The organism is Amycolatopsis vancoresmycina, assembly GCF_000716785.1.
GTDB lineage: Bacteria > Actinomycetota > Actinomycetes > Mycobacteriales > Pseudonocardiaceae > Amycolatopsis > Amycolatopsis vancoresmycina.
Window position 1 is genome coordinate 56,756 of the sequence record NZ_JNYY01000024.1, and the last position, 20,694, is coordinate 77,449.

The 20,694-nt window shown below is 74.4% G+C and carries 16 protein-coding genes; 6 read left to right on the forward strand and 10 right to left on the reverse strand.

What is annotated here, in order from left to right; translation table 11 throughout:
• Positions 1–9: 9 nt before the first annotated feature.
• Complete coding sequence (locus OO60_RS38085) at positions 10–3,342, reverse strand: CHAT domain-containing protein (protein WP_033263190.1); 3,333 nt, start codon at positions 3,340–3,342, stop codon at positions 10–12.
• 148 nt (positions 3,343–3,490) lie between these two features.
• Between OO60_RS38085 and OO60_RS38090 the strand changes: the two genes are divergently transcribed.
• Entirely contained in the window at positions 3,491–4,603 is a 1,113-nt protein-coding gene (locus tag OO60_RS38090; RefSeq protein ID WP_003089589.1) for a hypothetical protein, read from the forward strand.
• A gap of 9 nt (positions 4,604–4,612) precedes the next feature.
• Here OO60_RS38090 and OO60_RS38095 read toward each other — a convergent pair whose 3' ends face one another.
• Both OO60_RS38095 and OO60_RS38100 read right to left on the reverse strand, forming a co-directional pair.
• A complete protein-coding gene (locus OO60_RS38095; RefSeq protein WP_003089587.1) occupies positions 4,613–5,113 on the reverse strand; it encodes a TIR domain-containing protein in 501 nt (166 codons plus the stop codon).
• Between the two features lie 83 nt (positions 5,114–5,196).
• Positions 5,197–5,916 carry a Crp/Fnr family transcriptional regulator gene (locus tag OO60_RS38100; protein WP_033263191.1) on the reverse strand — a complete coding sequence of 240 codons (720 nt, stop codon included), beginning with the start codon at positions 5,914–5,916 and terminating at the stop codon, positions 5,197–5,199.
• Positions 5,917–6,139: 223 nt separating this feature from the next.
• Here OO60_RS38100 and OO60_RS38105 point away from each other — a divergent pair, with 223 nt between their 5' ends.
• Positions 6,140–7,264: a hypothetical protein gene (locus tag OO60_RS38105; protein ID WP_003089582.1), complete on the forward strand. Its 1,125-nt coding sequence runs from the start codon at positions 6,140–6,142 to the stop codon at positions 7,262–7,264.
• Positions 7,265–7,275: 11 nt separating this feature from the next.
• Here the strand turns inward: OO60_RS38105 and OO60_RS38110 are convergent, their stop codons facing one another.
• Complete coding sequence (locus OO60_RS38110) at positions 7,276–7,716, reverse strand: Cif family virulence factor (RefSeq protein ID WP_033263192.1); 441 nt, start codon at positions 7,714–7,716, stop codon at positions 7,276–7,278.
• A 164-nt stretch (positions 7,717–7,880) separates the two neighbouring features.
• Here OO60_RS38110 and OO60_RS38115 point away from each other — a divergent pair, with 164 nt between their 5' ends.
• The 3 genes from OO60_RS38115 (at position 7,881) to OO60_RS38125 (ending at position 11,757) form a co-directional block, all read left to right on the forward strand.
• Positions 7,881–8,330, forward strand: a complete 450-nt coding sequence (locus OO60_RS38115; protein ID WP_033263193.1) for a hypothetical protein — start codon at positions 7,881–7,883, stop codon at positions 8,328–8,330.
• Between the two features lie 98 nt (positions 8,331–8,428).
• Entirely contained in the window at positions 8,429–11,251 is a 2,823-nt protein-coding gene (locus tag OO60_RS48020; RefSeq protein WP_003089574.1) for an AfsR/SARP family transcriptional regulator, read from the forward strand.
• Between the two features lie 128 nt (positions 11,252–11,379).
• Positions 11,380–11,757: a hypothetical protein gene (locus tag OO60_RS38125; protein ID WP_003089572.1), complete on the forward strand. Its 378-nt coding sequence runs from the start codon at positions 11,380–11,382 to the stop codon at positions 11,755–11,757.
• Here OO60_RS38125 and OO60_RS38130 read toward each other — a convergent pair.
• The 6 genes from OO60_RS38130 to OO60_RS38155 all read right to left on the reverse strand — a co-directional run bounded on the left by OO60_RS38130 (position 11,697) and on the right by OO60_RS38155 (position 19,047).
• On the reverse strand, positions 11,697–12,578 hold the full coding sequence (locus tag OO60_RS38130; RefSeq protein WP_051767925.1) for an ABC transporter ATP-binding protein: 882 nt from the start codon (positions 12,576–12,578) through the stop codon (positions 11,697–11,699). The two genes, OO60_RS38125 and OO60_RS38130, sit on opposite strands and share 61 nt — an antisense overlap.
• A 68-nt stretch (positions 12,579–12,646) precedes the next feature.
• The gene (locus tag OO60_RS38135) at positions 12,647–14,026 is read right to left on the reverse strand and encodes a tryptophanase (protein ID WP_003089563.1); all 1,380 of its coding nucleotides are present in this window, start codon (positions 14,024–14,026) and stop codon (positions 12,647–12,649) included.
• A 1-nt stretch (position 14,027) separates the two neighbouring features.
• A complete protein-coding gene (locus OO60_RS38140; RefSeq protein ID WP_033263194.1) occupies positions 14,028–15,191 on the reverse strand; it encodes a cation:proton antiporter in 1,164 nt (387 codons plus the stop codon).
• Positions 15,184–16,536, reverse strand: coding sequence for a tryptophan 7-halogenase (locus tag OO60_RS38145; RefSeq protein ID WP_033263195.1), 1,353 nt, complete (start codon positions 16,534–16,536; stop codon positions 15,184–15,186). Before OO60_RS38145 ends, OO60_RS38140 begins: the two co-directional genes overlap by 8 nt.
• A complete protein-coding gene (locus OO60_RS38150; protein ID WP_244885643.1) occupies positions 16,536–18,272 on the reverse strand; it encodes an amino acid adenylation domain-containing protein in 1,737 nt (578 codons plus the stop codon). Before OO60_RS38150 ends, OO60_RS38145 begins: the two co-directional genes overlap by 1 nt.
• 37 nt (positions 18,273–18,309) lie before the next feature.
• On the reverse strand, positions 18,310–19,047 hold the full coding sequence (locus OO60_RS38155) for a thioesterase II family protein (protein WP_003082234.1): 738 nt from the start codon (positions 19,045–19,047) through the stop codon (positions 18,310–18,312).
• 604 nt (positions 19,048–19,651) lie between these two features.
• On the opposite strand from OO60_RS38155, the gene OO60_RS38160 reads away from it, so the two are divergent.
• The gene (locus OO60_RS38160; RefSeq protein ID WP_240490689.1) at positions 19,652–20,578 is read left to right on the forward strand and encodes a phosphotransferase family protein; all 927 of its coding nucleotides are present in this window, start codon (positions 19,652–19,654) and stop codon (positions 20,576–20,578) included.
• Positions 20,579–20,694: the final 116 nt, after the last annotated feature.

A 20,694-nucleotide genomic window follows, 5' to 3' on the forward strand; every position in this document is an offset into this window, starting at 1 on the left:
GTGGCCGGGTCAGCGGCCGTGGTGGGCGAAGGCGCCCCAGACGGGGATGCCGGTCGTGCCGGGCAGGGTCAGGTCGCCGATCATCGCCTCGGGCATGCCCTCCAGCCGGTCGCGAGCCGGGTCGAGCATCCACAGCTGGGCGGCCCGCAGGGCTTCGGCGGGCCGGAGCCCGTCGCGGACGAGGAAGTGGTGCACGGCGAACATCAGGATCGCGGTGCCGCGGTCGTCGGTGTTCCACCGGGAGCCGATCACGGTGACCGCGCCGGCGGCCAGGAAGGCGGTGGCGAGGGTCAGCGCCTCGTCGTGGTCGGCGGCGGTCAGATCGCTGCTGCACGAGGTCAGGACGACGGTCCCGCCCGGGGCGTCCGGCTCGCGGCGGACGGCGTGCCGGAGCACGGTTTCGATGGGCAGGTCCTCGGTCAGCCTCAGCCGGGACGCCTCGGCCGCCGCGCCGACTTCGGCGTGGCAGCACAGATGCAGCAGCGAAGCACCGGCTGTGCCCGCCCCGGGGACGTGGGCCAGGAACGCGGCCGGTGTCGCGGGCCGCGCTTCCGGCAGCGGCGGCCCGTCGTCGCCGGGCTCGAAGCCGCGCAGATCGCCCAGCAGCCGTGCACCCGGGTAGAAGACGTCGTGCAGCACCAGCGCCTCTTCCGCGGCGAACCCGAGGTTGCCCTGGGGATCGGTCACCAGCACCGGGTCGCGGTCGAGGGGCTGCGGGGACCGGCGCAGGCAGTCCAGGAACTGGCGGGCCGACGCCGCGGTGGACAGGACCAGTTCGGTGCAGCCGAACCGGGACTCGCCGAGCCGCGCGGCCGGCCACGACACCACCCCCAGCCCGCCCAGCGGGACCAGCACGACCCGGCTCCCCCGGCCGACGACGTCCAACAGGGGCGCCAGCACCGTGGTGCCCGCCCAGTCGCACAACGCTTCCAACGCCGCTCGCCACGTGCCGGCGTCGTCCTGGGCGGCCGCGGCGAACGCCGCGAGCGGCCCGCCGGGTCGCACCACTAGGTTCGGCAGCTCGCAGGTGATCGGCCGGCCGTCGCGATCGACGCCGATCAGCCGTCCCGGCGACCGGTCGGCGCCCGGCACCACGTAGACCAGCGCGTCGATGCCGTGGCCGGCCAGCCCCTCGGCGACGTCGGCCGTCGACGGCGCGGCGAACAGCCGGGTCCCGGCCGGGGTGCCGCGCAGCACCTCCAGCACGCGATGGCGGAGGTTGCCCGCCGTCACCGACTCGGGGCCGGCGACCGGCCGGTCCTCCCGCGTGTGGCCGGCCCACGCCTCGGCCAGGTCCGGGTGGCCGAGGTCGCGCAGCAGCTCCGGCACCTCCAGGGTCGACGTCGCCGCGTGCAGCGCCAGCCCGCGGCCGAGCTCGATCGCGCGCAGGGCCGCCTCGGCCTCGCCGTCGGCGAGGCACCACCCGGCCAGGGTGGCGGCGTCCGCGGCCGCGCCGCGCGCGGTGAGCACGGCGTGGCCGACGCCCGTCTGGAGCAGGACCAGACCCGCTTGTTCCTCGAGCGCCGCGAAGCCGTCCCGGCGCGCGAGTTCCCCCTGCCCGGCGGCCCAGCGGGCCCGGGCGAGGGTGCGGAGCACGTCGGGCCGCGTCACGCCGTCGGCCGTTTGCCAGGCCTGTTCGAGGTGCGTCACCGCGCGGCTCGCGGAATCGGCCGGTCCGGCGCCCCGGTCGTGCGCCGTCAGGTACGCGAGGCCCAGCAGCGCCCGCGTTGTCGTCTGGTGGTACGGCAGCGTCACCCGGCTCGCCCGGGCTTCGAGCCGTTCGATCGCGGCGGCGATTTCTGCGGGCTCACCGTCGAGGGCGCCGGCGAGCGCCGTCGTCGTGTCGGCCATGACCCCGAGCATGTCGGCGGAGTGCCCCGGCACGGGGCCGCCGGTCAGCCGTTCGCGCAGGGCACCGACGGACTCGCGGAGGTTCCCTTCGCCGGACAGCGCCAGGCGCAGCCCGGCGAGCCCCGACAGGAGTTCCGCGCTCGGCCGCACCAGGTGCGCCGCGGGCAGCCGGGCCACCGCCTGGTCGAGCCGTCCGACCGCAACGGCGAGGCCGGCGTCGTCCCCGACGCGCAGCGCCCGGCTCACCTCGGTCGAGGCCGCCAGCGCGGCGATCACCGCCGAGCCTTCGGCCGAGCCGTCGGCGGTCGGCTCCGCGGCCTTGGCCAGCAGCGACGCGGCGGAGTCCGCGTCCTCGAGCAGGCCGAGGGCGAGGTGCCGGTCGGCCAGGACGCCCCCGACCAGGCCGACCGCGACGGCGTGCAGTTCGTGGCCGGGCGGCAGCGTCCGGACGGCTTCCAGCAGGTCGGTGACCCCGGCCGTGGTCTGCCCGGCGTCGCCGTGGGCACCGCGCAGGATCGCCAGCATGGACCGCAGCACGAGGTCCGCGCCCTGCCGGTCCGGCCCGGCTTCGCCCGTCCGGGCCAGCACCTGGTCGACGACGTCCTGCGCCTGCGCGATCCGGTCCGGGGTCGCCTCCGCGGCGGCGGACGCCAGCAAGGCACCGGCGAGCTGCCGCCGGATGCTGTCCGACAGCGGGTGCTCGTCGGGCAGGAACGACGCCTGCTTCAGCAGTTCCGCCGCCTCCCGCAGGTCGGCCAGGCCGCCCGGCCCGGCCGCGCCGGCCAGGTGCGTCGCGAGGTCGGCTCGCAGCATCGGCGTGAGCATGTGGTCCTCCGGCAGCCCGGCCAGCAGCTCGCGCAGCCGGCGCGCCTGTTCGGCCGGCTCGGGGTCCGGCGCGATCACCGGCATCATCGTGCGGAGCAGCTCGATACCGGGGTTGGCGGTGGGCGGGGTACTGCCCAGCACCGCGTTGAGCTGCGCCACGGTCGCCTCGGACGGCGGCGCGCCGCCCGACTCCATCAGGTCGGCCAGTGGCGCCATGAGGTCGAACAGCGCGCGGATCTCCGGCGGCAGGGAGTCCGTGCCGGTGACGGCCGAGAGCCGGTCCCGCAGCTCGGCGAACCCCGCCGACAGCCGGCCCGGGCCGGTCTGCCCCAGCCATTCCGAGGTGCGCAGGACGGCGGAGAGATCGGGGACGGGATGGCCGCGCAGGACGGTCGCCGGCGTCTTGCCCACCATCGTCAGCGTCACCGCCAGCTGGGACATCCGGTCCCGTTGCCCGGCGGTGCTCGCGGGATCGGCCAGCACCAGATCGGCCAGCTCGGTGGCCAGGACCCGGTCGCCGTCCGCCCCGCCGTGCCGGACGTACCGGGCCGCCAGCGCCGCGGCCAGCTCGGCCCGGGCCGCGCGCTGCTCGTCGCCGCCGTCGGCGAGTTCGGCGAGCCGTCCGGACAGCTCGGCGATCCGGCGCTCGACTTCGTCCGCGGTCATGGTTGCCTCTCGTTTCTCGAGTGGACAGAGGGGACAAAAACGTGACAATAATCAGCCGGCCGCAATTTTGATCACGATAATGCGATCCCTGATCTGTCCTTCGTGAAAACCACCGTACACTGCGTGCCGACGGAAAGGCGGGCTCGTCATGATTGCCGACGGGAAACCGGATGAATGGCCGCTCGGGCCCGCGGAACGGGTCGAGCTGGTTTCGGCGGATCCCGCGCTGCGCGGGCCCGGCGAAGACCGCGCCGTGCTGTCCGCGATCACCTTCTACGAGCCGCGCGCGCAGGCGGCCGGCGGACACGGCGCGACCGCCGCACCGCCCGGGAAGAGGCTGATCGAACTGCACTACGGCGTCGGGCTCGACGTCCTGCCCGCCGGAACGGCTTACCGGTCGGCCGAAGTGTCCGTGAATTTCTCCGATGACTGCTGGGTCGTGGCGGCGCCCGATGTCCCCGAGGCGGAACACGACATCGGCGGCAGGCGGTTCCGCCACTTCCTCGGCGAGCCCGCCGGCGGGCGGACCGTCCGGACCCGGCTGATCGTCGAGATCCCCGCCGGCCGGACCGGCCTGACCGCGAGCATGACGTGCGCGGTGAACCTGAAGCGCAGTGTCGGAGCCCGGTGGCACCGGGTTCCGGCGGTGGCGGCGAAGGAGACGTCGTACACCATCGACGTTTCCGGGCACCACAACGGTTCCGCGGTCCGGTTGTTCCTGGCGGCCGATCTCGTCGGCTTCGGGCAGCGCGACCCCCAGGGCAGCGGCCGGGTGCAGCGCAGCCTGGCGGACGTGCTCGACCGCGCGACCAAGGCGACCGGGATCGCCCCCGACGACCGGCAGGAGCAGGGCGACGGCCTGCAGCTCGCGTTCCCCCCGGCCATCGACGAGCGAGCCGTGCTGCGCGCGTTCCACCTCGAGCTGGTGGCGGCGCTGCGCGAGCACAACCGCGATCGGAAGCCGGGAGGGGCGCTGCGGCTGCGGGTCGGCATCGACCGCGGGCTGTCCGACCGCAACTCGATGGGCTGGGACCGGGCGGCACCGACCGCCGCCGCCCGGCTCCGTGACTGCGCGCAGGCCCGCGCGGCGATCGCCACGACCGGCGCGCCCCTGGTGCTGGTCGTGTCCGACCCGCTGTACCGCGACATCTTCCGCGACCCGGACCACGAGCCGCCCGGGCACGCCTTCACCGGAATCGCGGTCGACGATCCCCGCACGGGATTCTCCGCCAAGGCCTGGCTCCACGTCGACCGCGGGTGACGAGCCGGGTCATTCCCCCGCACCGGCCATCCGGGACATGTGCGCGGCGATCTCGTGCGGGGCGTGCTTGCCGGCGTCGAGGTAGACCGTGTACGGGTGCAGCACGTCGGCGGGCAGCTCGATGTCGCCGAACACCACCGGCAGGATGTAGGGCCCCGGCCGGTGCAGGGCGGTGCTCGTCGCGAACCAGAGTTCGTCCATCCCGAACCGCGACGCCAGGTAGTCCTCGGAGATGAACGGGACCACGAACCGGGTTCCGGTCCGGTAGACGCGCCGCATCTCGACGAGGATGTTGCGGCCCCACCAGTCCCCGTTGACGTCTTCGTCGTAGAACACGCGGAGGCCGAGCTGCCGCGCCGCGAGCACCGTCTCGTGCACATAGGACCGTTGCCGGCCCGAAAACGAGACGGCGATGTCGTACTCGTACCGCACGGCCGCGCCGGGCCGTTCGAACGGCAGCACCTCGGCCAGCACCGGCTCCGCCGGGTTTTCTTCACGTATCGGTCGCATTGCCCACACCTGCCGTCCTCCACAGCAAGAACCCCGTCGGACGCCAGTGTGCCGCCACCACCGGAGGGCGACCGCCCTTTCCCTCATCCGAGGGACCGGAGCCCGGCCGCCACTTCGTCCAGCCCCGCCTGGTCGCGCACCACCAGGCGGCGGCCGCCGGTCTCGAGCAGGCCGGCCTCCCGCAGCTGCCGCAGCGCCCGCTCCGCGGTCGCCCGGGTCACCCCCACGAACGACCCCAGCTCCAGCTGGGTCAGGTCGAGCCCGATGACCATGCTCCCGGCGACCTCGGTGCCGTACAGTTCGGCCAGTTCCCGGACCAGCCGGGCCACGCGGACGGGCGGACCCACGCCGGTGTAGTCGACCCGCCGCCGGTTCGACGCCCGCGCCTTGCCGGCGACGATCGAGGCGACCAGCTTCGCCGCGGCCCGGTCCCGGCCGACGACGGCCCAGAAGGACTCGGCGGACAGCCGGACGGCGACCACCGGACGGCGACCGCACGCCCGCACGGTGGCGGACCGGGGATTCCCGTCGATGGCGGCGAACTCGCCGACCAGGTCTCCCGCACCGCGCACCGCGAGCAGGGCGTCGTGCCTGCCCAGCCGGCCCGTCACCTTCACGTACGAACTCACCAGCAGGAAAACGTCGTCGTCGACGGCGTCCTCGTCGACGAGGACCTCGTCCGCCGCGAAACTCACCCATTGTCCGGCGGCCAAAAGCGCGGCCAGGCATTCGCCGGGCAGCTGGGCGAGGAAACTGGACGGCGGCCACCCGGGTCGATATTCGGCAACCACCGGATCGGTCATTGTTCCAAGATAACCCCGGGCGGCGGGGTCGATACCGTCGCAGAACCCGACAGAAACGAGCCATCCGGGAAATGCTTACCCGGATACCGGCGAAGCCGGGAAAACCGGCCGGATGCCGTCCGGCACGGCGCCGGCGGCGGTGATCCTGCGTTCCGGCCGTTTGCCGGCGGGCACATCGGGCACCCGGTGATCTCGTCCCCCGAGATCGAGGAAGGCGCGGAGCATGAACGCCCAGGCTGCACCGGAGGCCCTGGTGGTGGGGCTGCTGACCGATGACGGGCTGCCCGGGCAGCTCGCCGGCCGGATCGCGGACGGTCTGGCCGCCCGCCTGACCCGTGACCTCGGCGAGGAGACGGACTGGCGCGTCGAGCACGAGACGCAGTCCCTTCCGCTGAACGAGGAGGGCGACATCCCCATGCTGGACCTGGCGCAGGAGCACCGGGCCGAACACGGCTGGGACCTGCTGGTGCTGATCACGGACCTGCCGCGCCGGGCCGGTACGGTCCCGATCGCGTCGGACTACAACGCCGACCACGGCGTGGCGATGGTGTCGCTGCCCGCGCTCGGTGCCCTGCGGTTGCACGGCCGGGTGTCCCGGCTGATCGTCCACCTGGTCCGGCACCTGGTCGCGCGCCGCTCGGCGAAGGAGGCCGATCCGCCGCGGGGGATCCTCGACCGGCTGCGGGACCTGGTGGCGCCGACCCGGCACATCCACGGCCGCGGCTCCGCCGACGAGCACCTCGCCCTGGTGGGGGTGCGCGGCCGCCTGCGGCTGCTGGCCGGGATGGTCCGCGACAACCGCCCGTGGCGGCTGGTCCCGAACCTCGCCGGAGCCACGGCGGCCGCTGCGGCCACCGCCGCGTACGGCATCATCACCACGTCGTTCTGGAAGCTCGCCGAAGCCCTGCCCGCGCTGCGGCTGGCCGGGATCACGGTGCTGGCGATCGTGGTGATGTCGGGCTGGCTGGTGGTGCACAACAACCTGTGGGACTCGCCGTCCGGGCACCTGGACCGGCGCAAAGCCTTGCTGTACAACGCTTCCACGGCGATGACGCTGGCGATCGGCGTCGCCTGCATGTACGCCATCCTGTTCGGGCTGGCGCTGCTGGCGTCGATCGTCCTGATCGAAGGCACCTACTTCGGGCAGGTCCTCGGCCATCCGGCCGGGCCGGCTTCGTACCTCAAGCTGGTGTGGCTCTCGACCTCCGTGGGCATCGTCGCCGGGGCGGTGGGCTCCAGCCTCGAAGACGAGGAACGCGTCCGCCGGGCCACGTACAGCCGCCGTGAGCGGGAGCGGCAGCAGCGCAACCGCGAGCGGGCCGACGAAACCGAGAACGGGGACGACTGAACCGGCGGCGTTCAGAATGCCTCGCCTGCGGCCAGGACCTTGCTGGAGTTGTGTTCCCGGACGATCCGCCACCCGGCCGGCGTCCGGTGCCAGACCAGCGAAGTGGTGGTCCGGATGTCCGTGACGCCGCCGGGCGTGGTGATCCGCGCGGCGAACCGCAGCGTGGACGCGGCCAGGTCCCGGCCCGCGACGACGTGCGGGCCGTCGTCGACGACGTGCTCGGCGGAGATCATCGCGCCGAAGGCGGGTGCCCAGATTTCGCCGTACCCCGCGGCGGTCGTCGCCACCCGCTGCTCCGGGTCGAAGTCGTCGTAGAGGCGGACGTGCGGGGAGCCGAAGTCGTAGAACTCGCCGAAGGTGCGCCGGAAGTCGAACGGCGGATCCCCTTCGGCGCGCTCCCAGCCGAACACCCACCGCCGGTGCAGGTCCGCGATCACTCGTTCCTCGGTCATGCCCCGACGGTAGGGCCGCACCCGGCGGCCGGGGAGGGTGCGCCGCACCCACCCGCGGCGGCCACCGCCGGCGTCTTCGCCGAAACCGGCACGCCGGGGCGGGGTCCTCGTCTAGGATCCGCCCGGGCGCCTCGATCGCGGGCGGAACTCTGTGGAGGGCAGGCATGTCACCCCTTGCGTTGCGCAGCATCGAGGCCATTCCCCGGGTGCTGCTGCTCGTCGTGGGCCTGCTCGGGCTGGTCTTCGCCATCAGGGGACGCGTCAGGGGCGGCTCCGGCCTGATGGTGGCGGCCTTCGCGATCATGCTGGCCGCGACGGCGGCGGGCATCGCGTGGCAGTTCGTGTCGCTGGACGCGGCGGCCTGGATCCGGACGAACCACCTGAGCGTCGACGAACTCAACCTGATCTTCCTGGCGGTGGCCATCCCGCTCGACGTCGCCGCGGTGCTCTCCTGGCTCCTGGTCGCGCTCGCGGTCGTCAAGGGCGGCCGTCCGCCGCGGCAGGCCGGCGTTCCGCAGTATCCGGGCGGCTATCCGATGCCGGCCCCGCCCTACGGGAATCCGCACCCCGGTTATGGCCCGCCCGGCCAGCAGGCCCCTCGACCCCCTGGCTAGCGGACGGCCCTCGGCCCGACCCGGATTGATCGTATCCGGGAGCCGGGTCACCTCCTCCTGTTGCGGGAAGGGCGGGTGTGCGCCACGAGGGGGGACCGTTGGGCGTTGCCGATCGGCTCGAACTGCGGCTGCTGGGGCCGGTGGAGGTGTGGCGGGGAGCGGACCGGCTGGCCGTTTCCAGCCGGCACCAGCGTTCCGTGCTGGCCGCGCTGGCCCTGCGTCCGGGGCGCGTGGTTTCGGTCAGCGCGCTCGTCGACGCGGTGTGGGAAGAGGAAGCGCCGCCTTCGGCGCGGCGTCAGGTGATCAAGCTCGTGTCGCGGCTGCGCGGTGCGCTCGGGGACGTGATCACCACCAGAGCGGGCGACTACGTCCTCGACGCCACGCCGGATCAGGTGGACGCCGGGGTTTTCGAGTCGTCCGTGGCCGATGCCCGGCAGCGCTCGGTCACCGACCCGGCCGGGGCGGCCGAAGCGGTGCGCGGCGCCCTCCGGCTGTGGCGAGGCCCGGCGCTGAGCGGGGTCACGCCGGGGCTGGCGGCGCAGGCGACCCGGCTGGAGGAGAGCCGCCTCGCCGCGCTGGAAGACGGGGTCGGCTGGGAGCTGGCCGCCGGCGGCCACGCCGCCCTGGTGGCCGAGCTGACCGCGCTGGTCGCCGAGCACCCGCTGCGGGAACGGCTGGTCGGCGCGCTCATGCTGGCGCTGCACCGGTCGGGACGCACCACGGAGGCGCTGGAGGTCTACCGGCGCACCCACGAACGGCTGGCCGGTGACCTCGCGCTGGCCCCCGGCGCGGAACTGCAGCAGCTGCACCTGGCGATCCTGCGCAACGACGCGCCACCGTCCCCGCCGCCGCAGCAGCAGCACGGCGCCACCCGGCCGGGTGGTGCGGTGCCGCGACAGCTGCCCGGTGCGGTGGCCGGGTTCACCGGGCGGGTGGCCCAGCTCGAAGAGCTCACCGGCCTGCTGGACCAGCGCGGGACCGTGGTGATCTCGGCGATCAACGGCACCGCCGGCGTCGGCAAGACGACCCTCGCCGTGCACTGGGCGCACCGGGTCGCGGACCGGTTCCCCGACGGGCAGCTCTACGTCAACCTCCGCGGCTTCGACCCCAGCGGACGGCCGGTCCGGCCGGCCGAAGCGATCCGGGGTTTCCTCGACGCGCTCGGCGTACCGGCCCAGCGGATCCCGGACGGGCTGGCCGAGCAGGCGGCGCTGTACCGGTCCCAGCTGGCCGGCCGGCGGATGCTCGTCGTGCTGGACAACGCCCGTGACACCGGCCAGGTCCGGCCGCTGCTGCCGGGCGCGGCCGGCTGCCTGACCGTCGTCACCAGCCGCGACCACCTCGGCGGGCTGATCGTCAGCGAAGGGGCGCGGGTCCTCCCCCTCGATCTGATGACCACCGCCGAAGCCCGTGATCTGCTGGCGAGCAGGCTGGGCCGGGACCGGCTGGCCGCCGAACCGGAGGCCGCCGGCGACCTGATCGAGCTGGGCGTGCACCTGCCGCTGGCGCTGAGCATCGTCGCCGCGCGGGCCACCCTCGCCCCGGCCCTCTCGCTGACCGAGCTGGCCCGGCAGCTGCGCGACGTCCGCGATCGGTTGCCGGCACTGGACATCGGGGACAGCAGCGTCGACCTCGGTGCCGTGTTCTCCTGGTCCTACCGGACGCTGAGTGCCGCGGCCGCCCGGATGTTCCGGCTGCTGAGCCTGCACCCGGGCCCGGTCATCTCGCTGTCGGCCGCCGCCAGCCTCGCCGGAACCGGCGCCGGGCCGGCTCGCGAGGCATTGGCCGAGCTGGTCAAGGCGCAGTTGCTCACCGAACCCGTGACCGGCCGGTTCACCCACCACGACCTGCTGCGGGCCTATTCGGCCGACCGGGCCGGCCGGGAGGAGACCGGGCAGGCGCGCCGAGCCGCGCTGCACCGCCTCCTCGACCACTACCTGCACACCGCGCACGCCGCGACGCTGCTGCTCGACCCGCCGGCCGACCGGCTGCGCCTGGCCGAACCCCAGCCGGGGACCGTCGTGGAACCCCTCGGCGACGACGAGCAGGCGTGGCAGTGGTTCACCGCCGAGCGCCCGGTGTTCGCCGCCGCCGTCGACCGCGCGGCCGACGCCGGGTTCGACACCCACGCCTGGCAGCTCGCCGGGAGCGTGGCCAATTTCTGCATCCGGGCCGGGCACTGGATGCAGCTGGTCAGCACGCAGCTCGTCGCGATCGCCGCGGCCGAACGCGCCGGTGAGCCGTACGGAACGGCGTGGTCCCTGCGTGAACTGGGCCGGGCCTACATCCGGCTCGGCCGCTACCCGGACGCGCACGCCAGCCTGCAGCGCGCGCTCGAGCTGGACGAGCGGCTCGGCGATCCGGTCGGCCAGGCACGCAGCCACAACAACCTCGGCATCGTGTCCTACGCGCAGGGCTCCTACCGGGTGGCGCTGGAACAGGGCAAGACCGCCTACGCGTTGTTCCACGCGGCCCGGCACCGGGCGGGCCAGGCGGAAGCGCTGAACGCGATCGGCTGGATGCAGACCCAGCTGGGCGATCCCGCCGAGGCGCTGCGCTCCTGCTCGCGAGCGCTCGAACTGCACCGCGCGGTCGGCAGCAGGCACGGCGAGGCGGACACCTGGGACAGTCTCGGCTGCGCCCACCACCACCTCGGCGACTACCGGCGGGCCGCCGCCTGCTACCACAACGCCCTCGAGCTGTTCCGGAAGCTGGGCGCTCGCCATCCCCAGGCCGACACCCTGATCCGCCTCGGTGACACCCACTGCGACGCCGGTGACCTCCGCGCCGCCCGCGCCGCCTGGCAGCGGGCCCTGCCCATCCTCGACGAACTGCACCACCCCGACGCCGACGTCCTCCGCGCCCGGCTCGAGGTCTCCCCGGCCCACGTCGGCGGGCCGGGGGAACCCGGCGGGTACTGACCGGGTACCGGGCACGGACACGCTGACAACCGGCCGTCCGAAAACCGGCCGGTCGTTGCGACCACAGGGGGAATTCCCGGGAACCGGCCCGCGCCGGGGCCGGGGACTCCCGACGAGATGGGAGAAACATGTCGCGTTACCGATTCGGGACCGCCGTGGTGGCGGTCGCCGCCGCGTCCGTCGCCGCGCTGTCCGGCGTCGGGGCGGCGTCGGCGGCCACCACCACGACGACCGCCACCCCCGCGACCGTGGCTTCGGGCCACTGCCCGCCGGAGAACGTGGAGGTCGACTTCAGCAACGGCACCTGGTGGTGCTTCGAATCCCACGCCAACCACCGCTACCACGTCAACCGCTGCGACGTGACCGAACTCGACACCGGCGCCAACTGGGTGGCCATCTGGGCGGGCCCCAACCAGGCCAACCTCGGGTACTACTCGCGGTCGCCCTACCAGCGGTTCAGCCTCGGCAGCACGTTCTGCATCGGCGACTTCCACATCAACCCGTGAGCCGGTGAGCCGGGGCAGCGTGATCCCGGGATGACGCAGGGCCGGGCACGGTCTCCGTGCCCGGCCCTCGCTCCGGGCCGGTCAGCGAGGGCGGACGAGGCCGGTTTCGCAGGCCGGCACGACGGCTTGGACGCGGTCGCGGAGCTCGAGCTTGTCGAAGATGCGGCCGACGTGGGTCTCGACGGTCCCACCGGGGTGTCGGCGATGAGCCTGCCCTTGCCGATCACGACGAGGTGCTCCGCGGTCAGCGCCATCTCGCTCATCAGGTGCGAGGACACGAACACCGTGCGGCCCTCGGCCGCGAGGCGGCGCAGCAGGTTCCGGATCCAGCGGATGCCCTGCGGGTCGAGGCCGTTGACGGGTTCGTCGAGCACCAGCGTGGCCGGATCGCCGAGCAGCGCGGTGGCCACGCCGAGCCGCTGCCCCGTGCCGAGCGAGAACCCGCCGACCCGGCGGCGCGCGACGTCGGCCAGCCCCACCAGGTCGAGCACCTCGTCCACCCGCCGCCGCGGGATGCCGGTGGTGAGCACTAGCGCGAGCAGGTGGTGGTACGCCGACCGTCCCGTGTGGACGACCTCGGCCGCCGGCAGCGCCCCCACCTCCCGCAGCGGCGCCGGGTGCCGGGCGTAGGCCTTGCCGTTGACCGTGACCGACCCGGACGTCGGCGCGTCCAGCCCCATGATCATCCGGATGGTGGTGGACTTCCCGGCGCCGTTCGGGCCGAGGAACCCGGTCACCACCCCGGGTTTCACCGTGAACGTGACACCGTCGACGGCGGTCTTGCCGCCGTAGCGTTTGGACACCGCTCGTGCTTCGATCATCCTCGACCCCTTCGCGCCTGTCGGAAGGGACCAAGCTTGGCCCGGACGCGGCGCCGGATCGCGGGATTTCAGCAGGCCGGCTTGAAGCGGGCCTGGAAGAACCTGAGGTGCGGGGGTTCGTAGGCGAACGTGAGGCCGCGCGTGATCCGCTCGCGCGTCCGGTGGACGGCGATGACACTGTCGGCGACGAGGTCGATGTGGGCACGCGTGTAGACGCGGCGGGGAATCGCCAGGCGCAGCAGTTCCAGCGCGGGCCACCGGTTCTCGCCGGTGGCCGGGTCGCGGCCGGCCGAGACGGCGCCGCGTTCGACACCGCGGACGCCGGCTTCGAGGTAGACCGCGCAGGCCAGGGTCTGGCCGGGGAACTCCGTCCGGGGAACGTGCGGGAGGCCCGCGGCCGCGTCGATGCAGACGCAGTGCCCGCCGGCCGGCCGGACGATCGGCACGCCCGCGTCGCCGAGCCGGGCGCCGAGGTACTCGACCTGCGCGACGCGGGCGCGGATGTGGTCCTCGGCCACGGATTCCGCGATACCCGCGGCGATCGCCTCCATGTCGCGGCCGGCCATGCCGCCGTAGGTGTGCAGGCCCTCGTACAGCAGGACCAGCCCGCGGGCCTGCTCGGCCAGCGCCGGGTCGCGCAGCGCGAGCCAGCCGCCGATGTTGGCCAGCGAGTCCTTCTTGGCGGACATCACCGCGCCGTCGGTCGGGGCGCACAGCGCGAGCAGGATCTCCGCGACCGTGCGGCCGGCCCAGCCGGGTTCGCGTTGCTTGACCAGCCACGCGTTTTCGACCGCGCGGGCGGTGTCGAGGAACACCGGGATGCCGTGGGCGTGCGCGAGGGCGCAGGTCTCGGTGAGGTTCGCGACGCTGATCGGCTGCCCGCCCGCCATGTTGACCGTCGCGGCCAGCGACACGTACGGGATCGCGTCCGCCCCGCACCCGGCGATCACGGCGCGCAGCTTCCCGAGGTCGACGTCGCCCTTGAACGGGTGTTCCGAGGCGGGGTCGTGGGCCGCGTCGACGATGACGTCGTGGAACGCCGCCCCGTTGAGCTCCTGGTGCGCCCGGGTGCTGGGGAAGTACATGTTGCCGGGCACGTGGGTGCCCGGGCGGATCAGGCAGCGGGACAGGATGTTCTCGCCGCCGCGGCCCTGGTGCACCGGGATGACGTGCTCGTAACCGTAGAAGGTGCGCACGGCCTCTTCGAAGACGTAGAAGCTGCGCGCACCGGCGTAGGCCTCGTCGCCGCGCATGAGCGCCGACCACTGCCGGTCCGACATCGCGTTGGTGCCGGAGTCGGTGAACAGGTCCACGTAGACGTCTTCCGAGCGCAGCAGGCACGGGTTCCAGCCGGCCTCGCGCAGCAGCTCCTCGCGCTCGGCCCGGGTGGTGACCCGCAGCGGCTCGACCATCTTGACGCGCCACGGTTCCGGCGGGTAGGCGGGCATGTCAGACTCCCTCGGGTTGCCGGGACAGCCGGGTCAGCAGGGGGCCGGTCATCGCCGTGGTCACCAGGGCCATCGCGACCATCGCGGTGTAGAGCGCGCCGTCGATGACACCCAGGCCGAGCCCGATGCCGGCGAAGACCAGTTCGGTGACGCCGCGGGTGTTCATCAGGGCGGCGAACACCGCGGCCGGGTGGGGCGGGAGCCCGCCGAGGCGGGCCCCCAGGTAGGCGCCGCCGCACTTGCCCGAAACGGCGACGGCCACGACGGCGGCGGTGTCCGCGGCCAGTGCCGCGTCGAGCCTCCCGAGGTCGACGGCCTGCCCGGCGAGCACGAAGTACAGCGGCGCCAGCAGCGAACCGGCCGGGGCGGCCAGTGCGGCCGCGTCGAGCGCCGGGACGGCGTGGCCGACGACGGCGCCGGCGATGAACGCCCCGATCGCCGGGTGCAGCCCCGCCGCCTCCGTCACCGCGGCGGCCGCGCAGGCGACGACGACCAGCACCACCGTCGCGGACGGCCGGGACAGCCCGGCGGCCCACCGGCCGAACCGGCCGAACCGGCCGCCGGCCGACCACGGCAGCACCGCCAGCACCAGCACGACCGGCAGCCGCGACGCCGCGGACCAGCCGTGCAGCGACGCGGCCGCCACGGCCAGCAGCGTCCACGCGGCGACGTCGGAGACCGCGGCCGCGCTCAGCGCCCGGCGTCCGGCGTCGGCATCGAGCAGGCCGCGTTCGGCGAGGATCCGCGTCAGGACCGGCAGTGCGGTCACCGCGAGGGCCGCCGCGACGAAGACCACGAACGGCCCGGTGCCGGCCGGGGCGTGCCGCCGGGCCAGCCACACCGCCGGCACCGCGCCCAGCCCGAGCGGGACGAGGGTGGCGCCGAGCGCCGGGACGAGCGCCGCCTTCAGCCGGACCCGGTTCAGCGACGGACCCAGGTGCGCGCCGGCGGCGAAGAGGAACAGCACGAGCCCGAGCTGGGCGAGCGCGGTGAGCGTGCCGCCGACCGGCGCCGGCAGCAGCCGCAGCGCCGGGGCGAGGGCCACGCCGCACAGGATTTCGCCCAGCACCGCGGGCTGCCCCCAGTGCGCCAGCACGGAGCCGGCGAGCCGGGCGAGGCCCAGCAGGACGGCCAGCGCGGCCGGCAGGACGGCGAGCTCAGCCATCGGGCACCCGCCACCGTCGTCCGTCCGAAGTGGACACCAGCCCGCCCGGGAACATCGGCGGCTCCTCCCCCGCGGCGGCTCCGAGCAGGCCGCGCAGTTGCAGCTGCGCCCCTTCGGCGAGGACGTCGCCGAAGGTGTCGAAGTCCCCGGATGTCACCCCGCCAACGAGGTCGAGGAAGGCCGTGCGGTCGTCGCCGCCGGTGATCCGGCCGGCGTGCCGGTAGTAGGCACCCCGGTCGGCCTGCAGCCGGTAGAAGCCCCGCAGGAAGTCCCGGAACAGGCCGAATTCGCGGCGGTAGCGGGCATCGAACTCGGCGAAGCAGCGGTCCTCCGGCACCTGCCCGGACAGGGTGCTGTTGATCGACCGGGCGGCCAGCAGCGCGCTGTAGGTGGCGAGGTGGACACCGGAGGAGAACACCGGGTCGATGAAGCAGGCGGCGTCACCCACCAGCACCATTCCGGGGCAGTGCAGGGCGGTCCGGTCGTAGGAGTAGTCCTTGCGCACCCGCAGCCGGTCGTACGGCGCCTCGGTGGCGCGGCGGGCGTCGCGGAGCAGCTCGCCGATCAGCGGGCAGTCCGCGATCAGCCCGCGGTAGGCCGCCTCCTGGTCGCCCTGGACGCGGGCCGCGCACTCCTGCCGGACGACCGCGCCGACGCTGGTCAGGGTGTCCGAGAGCGGGATGTACCAGAACCACCCGGCGTCGAAGGCGGCGCAGACGATGTTGCCCGCGTTCGGTTCCGGCAGCCGGGCCCCGCCGCGGAAGTAGCCGAACAGCGCCAAGTTGCGGAAGTCCGGGGAGTACTCGCGGGTGCCGCCGACGTCGGGGTGCAGCCGGCTGGTGTGCCCGGAGGCGTCGACGACGAACCGCGCCGGCGCTTCCCGTTCGCGGCCGGCGCCGTCGAGGAAGCGGACGCCGGTGATGCGGCCGCCGTCCCGGAGGGTGCCGAGCACCCGGTGGCCTTCGCGGACGTCGGCGCCGAGGCGGCGGGCGTTGCGCAGCAGGATCGCGTCGAACCGGGTGCGCTCCACCTGGTAGGCGTAGGACGTCGGCCCGGCCATCCGGTCCGACGCGGCGAACGCGAACGTCCACGGCTCGGGGTCGCTGCCCCACCGGAACAGGCCGCCGCGCTTGCGGACGAACCCGGCGCGCTCGATTTCGTCCCGCACGCCGAGCAGGGCGCAGATGCCGTGCACGGTGGCCGGCAGCAGCGACTCGCCGATCCGGTAGCGCGGGAAGTGCTCCTGCTCCAGCAGCAGCACGCGGTGGCCGTCGGCGGCGGTCAGCCCCGCCGCGGTCGACCCGCCGGGGCCGCCGCCGACGACGATGACGTCGTAGCCGGTCATCACCTGCCGCCTTCCGGGCTGTCGGGGACGAGTTCGGCGAGCCTGCCGACCGTGCGGCAGCGCAGGACGTCGCGCAGCGAGCACGGCACCCCGCGCGCCCGCAGCCGCGCCGCGAGGGCCGCCGCGGAGAGGCTGTGCCCGCCGAGGGCGAAGAAGTCGCTGTCGGCGGCCACCGCGGAAATCCTGAGCTGGCTGCGGAACGCGGCCGCGACCAGCGACTCGGCCGGGGTCAGCCGCCGGGGCTCGATGCGGACGGCCGTGCGGTCGACCTTGCCGGTGCGCCCGACGGGCAGGGCGTCGGCTTCGACGACCGTCGCGGGGACGAGGTATCCGGGCAGGGTTTCGCGGAGCCGGTCCCGCAGGCCGTCCACCGTGACGTCCGGGGATCTCGCCCCCCGGCACCCCTGGGCCGCGCCGGAGCCGAGAACGACGTAGGCGGCCAGGTGCCGCCGGCCGGCGGTGCCCTCGACGCGGACCAGGGCCTGCCGCACGCCGGGCAGGGCGAGCAGGGCGTGCTCGGCTTCGGCCGGTTCGACGCGGTGCCCGCGGATCTTGACCTGGTCGTCGAGCCGGCCCAGCCAGCGCAGCGTGCCGTCGGGCTCGCAGCGGCACCGGTCGCCGGTCCGGTACCAGCGCGGGGGTGCGGCGCCGAACCGCTCGGCCGTCAGCGCGGCGTCGCCGAGGTACCCCAGCGCGAGCGACGCCCCGCCGACGACGAGCTCGCCGGGCTCGCCGACGGGCACCGGCCGCCGGTGCGCGTCCACGACCCGGACGCTCGTGTTGGCGATCGGCCGCCCGATCGCGGGCCGGTCCTGCGCCGACACCCGGCAGAACGTGGTGAACACGGTGCATTCGGTCGGGCCGTACAGGTTGACCGCGGCCAGGCCCGGGGTCGCGCGCAGGCGCGCCCACAGCGAGGGCCAGACCGCCTCGCCGCCCATGAGCAGCGTCCGCGGACGGCTGTCGCCCTCGAGGAGGCCCGCGTCGACGAGGGCCGTCAGCTGGGCCGGGACGCCTTCCAGCACCGAAAGCCGCCGGCGCCGGACGAACCGGACGTAGCGCTCGGGGTCGGTGCGGACGTCCTCGGGCACCAGGTGCACCTCGTGCCCGCCGACCAGCCACAGCAGCGGGTCCCACGCCGCGTCGAACACCAGCGGCAGGCCGTGCGCCACCCGCTGCGGCTCGCCGCCGGCGGGGAACAGCCGCGCGGCCAGCTCGAAGTACAGGTTGACCAGGCTCCGGTGCCCGACCACGACGCCCTTGGGGCGCCCGGTGGACCCGGAGGTGTAGAGGACGTACGCCGGATCCCCCGGCCGGGTCGCCGTGACCGCGTGCTCGGGCCACCGGGCGAGCTCCGCACGCCAGTCCTCCGGCGCCAGCACGACGTCCGCGACCGCGGCGACCTCGGCGACGTCGGTGAGCAGCACCGCCGGGCGCGCCTCGGCGAGGATCAGCGCCCGCCGCGCCGCCGGCAGCGCCGGGTCCAGGGGCAGGTACACCGCGCCCGCCTTGGCCACCGCGAGCGGCGCCAGCACCGCGCGCACCGACCGGGCCATCGCGCAGGCGACGACCGAGCCGGGCACCGCCCCGGCGGCACGCAGCACGTTCGCCAGCCGCCCGCTCCACCGCTGCAGGTCGCCGAAGCTCCACGCGAGGTCGTCGGCCACCAGCGCCGTCCGCTCCCGTGCCACCCGCGCCCGCAGCTCGAACAGCTCGGGCCACCCCACCTGCGGCACGAATCGCCGCCCACCCCCGACCACGGACGGCGGGCGATCAGGCATCGCACACCCCGGCCGCGACGACCCGCCGCTCGATCCGCCCCATCCACGTCCAGAACTCGGCGCCCCGCCCCGGCGCGAGCAGCCCGAGGTGCCCGCCCGGCACGGTCGAGGCCAGGAACGCGTCCGCCGTCCACATCCGCCACGCCTCGGTCGCGTCGTCCGCCGCGACGGGATCGTCCTCGCCGCACAGGGCGGCCAGCGGGCAGTGCAGGGCCGTCGTGGCCGGGCCGCGGTAGGCCGCCGTCAGGCCGACGTCGTGGCGGAGCAGCTCGACGGCGTAGGCCCACAGTTCGAAGGAGGCACGATTGCCCAGCCCGGGCACGAACCCCTCGCCGTCCAGCACCTCTTGCAGGCTCTCTTCGCCGACCTGTGCGTACCGGCCGGGGACCCGCCGCTGCGGCGCGGGCGCGCCGATGACGACGACGGCCGCGGGCGCCGGCCCGCAGCGGGTGCGCAGCCGCTGCGCCACCTCGACCGCCAGGAACGCGCCCATGCTGAACCCGACGAGGACGGTCTGCCGCACCCACGCGGGGTCGCGGCGGAGGAGTTCGCCGGTGAGCTGCTCGGCCAGCCGCTCCAGGGAGCGGGCGGGCGGCGCGTCCAGCCGGTCGCCGCGGCCCGGGTACTCCGCGGCCCACACGTCGGCCGCCGCCGACGCGGCCACGACGTGCCGGAAGATCCCGGTGGTGCCCCCGGCGGGCGGGAGAAGCAGATACCGGCACCCGGTCACGCCAGGTTGGCCCCCCGCCGGCAACGACCTGATAGAAAAGGGCATGACAATCCCATTCAATGAATTACTATCGCAATTTATGCTCGGATTTCGAACCGGGAGCAGCGCTTACCGAAAACCGGAACAGGCGAATACCTTCGCACCGCCGCCCGCCGCCCCGGCCACCCGGACCCGGCGGAACCTCGTTCAGCACCTCCGTTGGCCGATGTCGATCATCGCCTGCAGGAAAGATACGACTCGGCCGACGGAAAACGCGTAACGGTTTGATCGCTTTGCCGGAAGTTGACCTCAGCCGGGCCGATCCGGCCGATTTCTTCCCCCGCCGGGGTGAGAACGGGAACCGCCGCCCCGACGGGATTCGAGGAAAATTCACCTTCGAGCCGGGATCCGCGGGATCGGTGACGAACCGCTCGCCGGCGAAGACGCTCACCCGGTGCCACCACGAGTCGGTTTCTCCGCCGGCTGTCGATCGGGTTCGAGGACCCGGCCGCCGACCACGGCCGCACGGGCCGCGCACCGCTCGGCGAGACAGTCACCTTCATCGAGGACTGACGGCGGCGCTCGTGCCATCGTGGTGTTCAGCCGCGTCTTGGGGGTGGGTTACGTGCGAGAACTGTCCGAGCAGGTCCTGCGCTGGGCGGCCGGCGCGGTCGGAGGCGACGTTCGCGTGGCCGCGGTCACCGGCCTGCGGCAGGGAGCCAATCCCTGGCTGGTGGAGTTCGAACCCGCCGGTCGCGTCGAGGCGGCCGTGCTCCGGCTCGGCGACCCCGCCGATCCCGGCCACCGTCAGCGGTTCGCCACCGAGGTCGCGGCCCTGCGCGTGGCCGGTGACCACCGGCTGCCCGCGGCCGGGCTGATCGCCGCGGATCTCGACGGTGCCGCCGCGGGCGCCCTGGCGGTGCTGACCACCGTCCTGCCCGGGCACAGCCGCATCCCGCCGGTCGCCTCCACCGAGCGGCTGCGGGACATGGGGGCCACCGCGGCCGCGCTCCAGGCGGTCCCGCTGCCGCCTCGGGCCGCGCTGCCGCTGCGGTCCCGCTCGATCTCGGACGTGGACTTCGCGGCCCAACGCCGGGAAAAGGGCACCACCGCGCTGATGACGGCCGCGGAAGAACGGCTGGAGCGGCTTCCCGCACCCGGGGGCCCGACGGTTTTCGTGCACGGCGACCTGTGGTTCGGGAACACCCTGTGGTCCGGCGACCGCTGCACCGGCCTGGTCGACTGGGACTGCGCCGGCGCCGGGTCGCCGGGCATCGACCTCGGCAGCGCACGCTTCGACGCGGCGCTGATGTTCGGGCTCCCGGCCGCGGAAGAGGTGCTGGCGGGGTGGCAGCGCGCTGCCGGCCGCCGGGCGGAGCAGGTCGCCTACTGGGACGTCGTCGCGGCCCTGGGCACGCTGGCCGACATGGCGTTCTGCGTGCCGGCCCTCCACGACCAGGGCCGGCCGGACCTCGACGCCGATCTTCTCGGGCAACGGCGGGACGCGTTCCTCCGCACTGCGTTGCACCGCCTCGACGCCGGGCAGGCGTGATCCACCACAGTGAGGGCAAGGCGGCGGCTGCCCGCCACCGTGAACTGAGATTTTCGGGATCGATTCAGTGAATTTCTGCTAGCCTCGCGCTGTCTCGCGGCTCACCGTGGCGCCGC

Bases quoted from the DNA above. Each gene is read 5' to 3' on its own strand.
- OO60_RS38085 (WP_033263190.1), bottom strand. From the start codon at position 3,342: ATGACCGCGGACGAAGTCGAGCGCCGGATCGCCGAGCTGTCCGGACGG.
- OO60_RS38090 (WP_003089589.1), top strand. From the start codon at position 3,491: ATGATTGCCGACGGGAAACCGGATGAATGGCCGCTCGGGCCCGCGGAA.
- OO60_RS38095 (WP_003089587.1), bottom strand. From the start codon at position 5,113: ATGCGACCGATACGTGAAGAAAACCCGGCGGAGCCGGTGCTGGCCGAG.
- OO60_RS38100 (WP_033263191.1), bottom strand. From the start codon at position 5,916: ATGACCGATCCGGTGGTTGCCGAATATCGACCCGGGTGGCCGCCGTCC.
- OO60_RS38105 (WP_003089582.1), top strand. From the start codon at position 6,140: ATGAACGCCCAGGCTGCACCGGAGGCCCTGGTGGTGGGGCTGCTGACC.
- OO60_RS38110 (WP_033263192.1), bottom strand. From the start codon at position 7,716: ATGACCGAGGAACGAGTGATCGCGGACCTGCACCGGCGGTGGGTGTTC.
- OO60_RS38115 (WP_033263193.1), top strand. From the start codon at position 7,881: ATGTCACCCCTTGCGTTGCGCAGCATCGAGGCCATTCCCCGGGTGCTG.
- OO60_RS38125 (WP_003089572.1), top strand. From the start codon at position 11,380: ATGTCGCGTTACCGATTCGGGACCGCCGTGGTGGCGGTCGCCGCCGCG.
- OO60_RS38130 (WP_051767925.1), bottom strand. From the start codon at position 12,578: ATGATCGAAGCACGAGCGGTGTCCAAACGCTACGGCGGCAAGACCGCC.
- OO60_RS38135 (WP_003089563.1), bottom strand. From the start codon at position 14,026: ATGCCCGCCTACCCGCCGGAACCGTGGCGCGTCAAGATGGTCGAGCCG.
- OO60_RS38140 (WP_033263194.1), bottom strand. From the start codon at position 15,191: ATGGCTGAGCTCGCCGTCCTGCCGGCCGCGCTGGCCGTCCTGCTGGGC.
- OO60_RS38145 (WP_033263195.1), bottom strand. From the start codon at position 16,536: ATGACCGGCTACGACGTCATCGTCGTCGGCGGCGGCCCCGGCGGGTCG.